Origin of the sequence: Microvirga sp. Mcv34 (assembly GCF_024519725.1) — a bacterium.
Taxonomy (GTDB): domain Bacteria; phylum Pseudomonadota; class Alphaproteobacteria; order Rhizobiales; family Beijerinckiaceae; genus Microvirga.
The window spans coordinates 1-4,075 of record NZ_JALJRK010000178.1 but is presented as its reverse complement, the minus strand read 5'-3'; the positions used below and the strand labels follow the sequence as shown (position 1 = coordinate 4,075).

Sequence of the window (4,075 nt, the reverse complement as noted above, 5' to 3'; positions counted from 1 at the left end):
GGGTGCTGTGCATCGCCGCAACTCACGACTGGATCAAGATCTAACAGGGCCTAGACTTCTTGCGGGCCAACGTTCGTGTTCCTTTCCTTAGCTCGACGCATCAGACGGTGTCGCGAGCACAAAAGCAGAGGCCGCCTTAGCTGAGGCGGCCTCTGTCGCAAAATATGGACCAGAGAGCTAGCTCAGGCCGTCTTCAGGTTTGAAGCCGACTCCTTGCCGGTGCGGCGGTCGGACTCGATCTCATAGGAGACCTTCTGCCCTTCAGCCAGGCCCCGAAGGCCCGCACGCTCCAAGGCCGATGCGTGGACGAAGACGTCCTTGCCGCCAGCATCAGGCTGGATGAAGCCATAGCCTTTTGTTTCATTGTACCACTTCACTGTGCCGGTTGCCATGACGAGTTCCTTTCCCTGTTCATGATCAGGTGAGGCCAAGATGCATCGGCGCCTTGGCTTGATGAGTATCGATGCTTGGGGAGGTCGTCCTTGCGGATGCTCGGTAAAGCGCAGCAACTCAGTCGTCGGCCAATCTCGATGCCGGAACGATAGGACGGCGTGATGACGGTTACAAGGCTCTGCTTCATGGGATGATAGGCAGGAGGTAGGTCGGATGAGGAATTCTCCTTCGTGCCCCCGGATCCTGTCGCCCCCAAGCACTGCAGGGCCGAAACCCGAGCCACTCGCAAAGGGCCTCCGCCACAGTTTGGGAGATCTGCCTCCTGTCCGGCTCCGTCCAACTCCCGTGACAGAGCTGTTCCGCTTCAACGCCGAACGTCGCTCAATGTCTCCGCGCCTGCACCAAATAAGCCGGGATGGTGGTCTCTCCCAGGGCTTTGCAGGCTTCCAGTCGATGCAGCCCCTCGACCAGGACGAACCGTTGGCCATCAGGCCGCACGAGTATCGGCACTTCCTGCCCTTTTTCCATCATGCTCTCTGCGACGGCTTCGACTTTCTGGGGATCAAGCGTCTGGCGCCGCTGCACTGGCACATAGATGTCGTGGATTGCGAGTGTCTGCCTCTTCATCATCTCGGCCGCTCCAGCCCTGTCATGATCCTTCGAAGCTTATCCGGCACAAGGCGGCTTGCCTAGGAACACGCCCGATCAGGATGCGTTCGCGATCGGTGCCAGCTTGGCAATAAGCAGGGATGGCAGCGCTGGACGTCCTCAATCGGAGATACATCCCTGAGCAAACTCGCAACATAGATTAGGCTTCTTCTCCTGTTTCTAACCTCTGTCTGGTTGCAGACCACTCCTCTGCGACCATGAGGGTCATTTCAGGTGTTGGGCAAGGTGCTTGTTCATCTCGAACATGCTGACCTTGTTCTTGCCCTCGAACACCGCCTGAAGCTTCTCGTCGGCCATGATCTCGCGCCTGTTCTGCGGGTTCTGGAGCTTGTGCTTCTTGATGTACTCCCAGACCTTGCTCACCACCTCGGGGCGAGGCAAGGGAGTCGCGCCCACAATGGCCGCTAGTTCCGGCGAGGGTTGGAGCGGCTTCATCAGCGCTGCATTCGGCTTCCGAGCTTCTTTAGGCACTGACATTGCGAAACTCCGTTGTTCCGCCCGCTTGGCCTTTACGAGGGCGGTGTTGGCGTGCGCGTCGTTGATCTTGGACATGGCCCTAGACTGAGGCCGGGCTCCGTGCCTTTTGGGTTCTCCTCTGGCCCGCGAGCTCCTTCAGGAAGGCATTGGTCCACCAGGAGATGTCATAGCGCCGGAGCACCTCCCTCATCCGCCGCCAGCGGGCGATCCGCTCCGCCCGGTCCATGTGGAGGGCCACGCCGATCGCCTCAGCCACCTCAGCCTTATCGTTCGGGTTGACGATGATCGCGCCGCCGAGCTGTTCGGCAGCCCCGGCGAACTTGGACAGCACCAGCACGCCGGGATCCTCCGGATCCTGCGCGGCCACATATTCCTTGGCCACGAGGTTCATGCCGTCGCGCATCGGCGTGACGAGGCCCACCCGGGCGATGCGGTAGAGCCCTGCCAGGACACTGCGTGGGTATGCGCTCGTCACGTAGTGGATCGGCACCCAGCCAGGTTCGCCGTGCGCCCCGTTGATCCGTCCGAGGGTCTCGCTCACGGTCCGGCTGAGCGAGGCATATTCAGGGACTTCGCTGCGGCTCGTGGGAGCGATCTGGAGATAAGTGACGCGGCCACACTGATCGGGGTTGCTGATGAGAAAGCGCTCGAAGGATTCCATCCGCTCGGGGATGCCCTTCGAGTAATCCAGGCGGTCGACCCCGATGATGAGACTGCGCGAGCCGAGGCTGGCGACGGTCTGCCGGATCAGGCGATGGGTGGCGGGGCGACGGGCCGCCTGCTCGAAACCGCTCATGTCGATGGCAATGGGGAACCCCTTCACCCGGGTCTGGCGGCCATCAAGGGCGATCACGTCAGCTGCGTGCTGGGTGGCGTCGCACTCCTGGAGGATACCACGCCGGAGGTTGTCCGCATCGCGCTCAGTCTGCACGCCGACGAGATCGTAGTCCGTGATCGCGCGCAGCAAGTCCTGGCTTCCGGGCAAGGTTCCGATGACCTCCGGAGCGGGCCAGGGGATATGGTGGAAATAGCCGATCCGGTTGGCCAAACCCAGTGCCCGCAGCTCCGAGGCCAGCGGAATCAGATGATAGTCGTGCACCCAGATGAGATCGTCCGGCCGGATCAGCCGCGCCAGCGCTCCGGCGAAGCTTCGATTGACCCGCAGGTATCCGGCGTAGTCGGCGCGGGAGAATTCCGACAGGCCAATCCGGTAATGCATCACGGGCCAGAGCGCCCGATTGGCAAACCCGCTATAATATTCCCGGCGGTCGGTGGCGGTCAGATCCATTAGGGCATAGCGCACATGGCCCTTGTCGATCACCTTCGGCTCGGCGGAGGGATGAGCCGAAACTTTACCGCTCCAGCCGAACCATAACCCTTCCCGGCCCTGAAAGGCTTCGCGCAGAGCAACCGCCAAACCACCGGCGGAACTCTTGCCGGTGGGATCGGGGATTGAGACCCGATTGGACACGACGATGAGGCGGGCCACAAAGCTCTCCGGACTGTTTCGAGACAGGCACCGTGACGGTGCTCAATCCCAAATAGGGCAGTCCCGGGCGATGTCGCGATAAAGCGTGCGCAGGGAAATTCCCGCCTCGCGGGCCAGCACCGCGCCGCTCACGGGGCGGCGGTGACGGCGGAGGATCTGCAGCAGGTCGAAGAGGCGTTCGGCGCGGGACATGGGGCGAGCCTAACACAGGATACTGACGGTTTGTGACAGCGGGAGCGCGATGCCCTGTGGGCGAGGGGACATGCGTCGGCTGCGAGGCCATTGACCCCGAGCCCCTGTTGCGTGTTACCTCGTCACCGGAACCGGACGCATCCGGTTCTGGGGCGTGAGAACCTCTTCACAAGGCGGCCGGTATCGGCCGTCAACGATGCCTTCCCAACCTTACGGTCGGGGAGGCGATGGCGCATGTCCAGGGTGAAAGCCTAAAGGTCATCGCGGTCGTCCTTGTGCGGCTTCTCAACTCCCCGGCCACCAGCTTCCGCTGGTGGTCGCCTCACGCAAGGGAGTTGTCGCGATGGACCAGCCTTATTCCGCATGGGCCGATTGGCTCTCGAAATTCCACACCTGGCCCGAATTCATCCAAGCCCTGTGGGTTGTCGCCATTCCTGTCACGGCGCTCGGCGTCACGTGGCTGCTCATGCGCGGCATCCGCGATGTCATCCCCGCGTTCTCCGGTCGCCGCCGGCACGGCCACGGCGAATGGCGCGGTCATCTGATCTATGGCGTCTACCAGGACCCGCAGGGCCGCTGGATGGTCTACTGGCATGACCGCCAGCCGCAGGAAGTGGACTGGACCAACCCGCCGCCCGAACTCATCGGGCGAGCGCAGGTGGTGCAGGGCGTGTTCCGCAGGCCGGAGGCGTGAGGCCTTCGGCTTCTGACGCCGTTATGGCAACCGCCGCGATCTGGCACCTCTCACGTCATGGCCGTAGGTGTTCCGGCCATGACGTGAGAGGGTGCGGATCCGTTCGTGTCAAAGAGCCAGCACCTGTGGGCCCGCAGCTTGCGCTGCGAGCCTGCAGGGTC

The 4,075-nt window shown here is 62.6% G+C and carries 5 protein-coding genes and 1 pseudogene; 1 reads left to right on the top strand and 5 read right to left on the bottom strand.

Features of this window, described 5'->3' with window-relative positions; genetic code table 11:
* Positions 1 to 182 precede the first annotated feature (182 nt).
* The 5 genes and pseudogenes from OC446_RS29655 to OC446_RS29635 form a co-directional block, all read right to left on the bottom strand.
* Entirely contained in the window at positions 183 to 392 is a 210-nt protein-coding gene (locus OC446_RS29655; RefSeq protein WP_262032485.1) for a cold-shock protein, read from the bottom strand.
* Between the two features lie 382 nt (positions 393 to 774).
* Positions 775 to 1,023 carry a ParB N-terminal domain-containing protein gene (locus OC446_RS29650; protein ID WP_262032484.1) on the bottom strand — a complete coding sequence of 83 codons (249 nt, stop codon included), beginning with the start codon at positions 1,021 to 1,023 and terminating at the stop codon, positions 775 to 777.
* Between the two features lie 243 nt (positions 1,024 to 1,266).
* Positions 1,267 to 1,539 carry an SWIB/MDM2 domain-containing protein gene (locus OC446_RS29645; RefSeq protein WP_262032483.1) on the bottom strand — a complete coding sequence of 91 codons (273 nt, stop codon included), beginning with the start codon at positions 1,537 to 1,539 and terminating at the stop codon, positions 1,267 to 1,269.
* A gap of 79 nt (positions 1,540 to 1,618) precedes the next feature.
* Positions 1,619 to 3,028, bottom strand: a complete 1,410-nt coding sequence (locus tag OC446_RS29640) for a trehalose-6-phosphate synthase (RefSeq protein WP_262032482.1) — start codon at positions 3,026 to 3,028, stop codon at positions 1,619 to 1,621.
* Positions 3,029 to 3,094: 66 nt separating this feature from the next.
* Positions 3,095 to 3,220: pseudogene (locus OC446_RS29635) on the bottom strand (HTH domain-containing protein); the annotation flags it as partial.
* 343 nt (positions 3,221 to 3,563) lie between these two features.
* Here OC446_RS29635 and OC446_RS29630 point away from each other — a divergent pair.
* Positions 3,564 to 3,914, top strand: coding sequence for a hypothetical protein (locus tag OC446_RS29630; protein ID WP_262032481.1), 351 nt, complete (start codon positions 3,564 to 3,566; stop codon positions 3,912 to 3,914).
* The last annotated feature ends 161 nt before the right edge of the window (positions 3,915 to 4,075 follow it).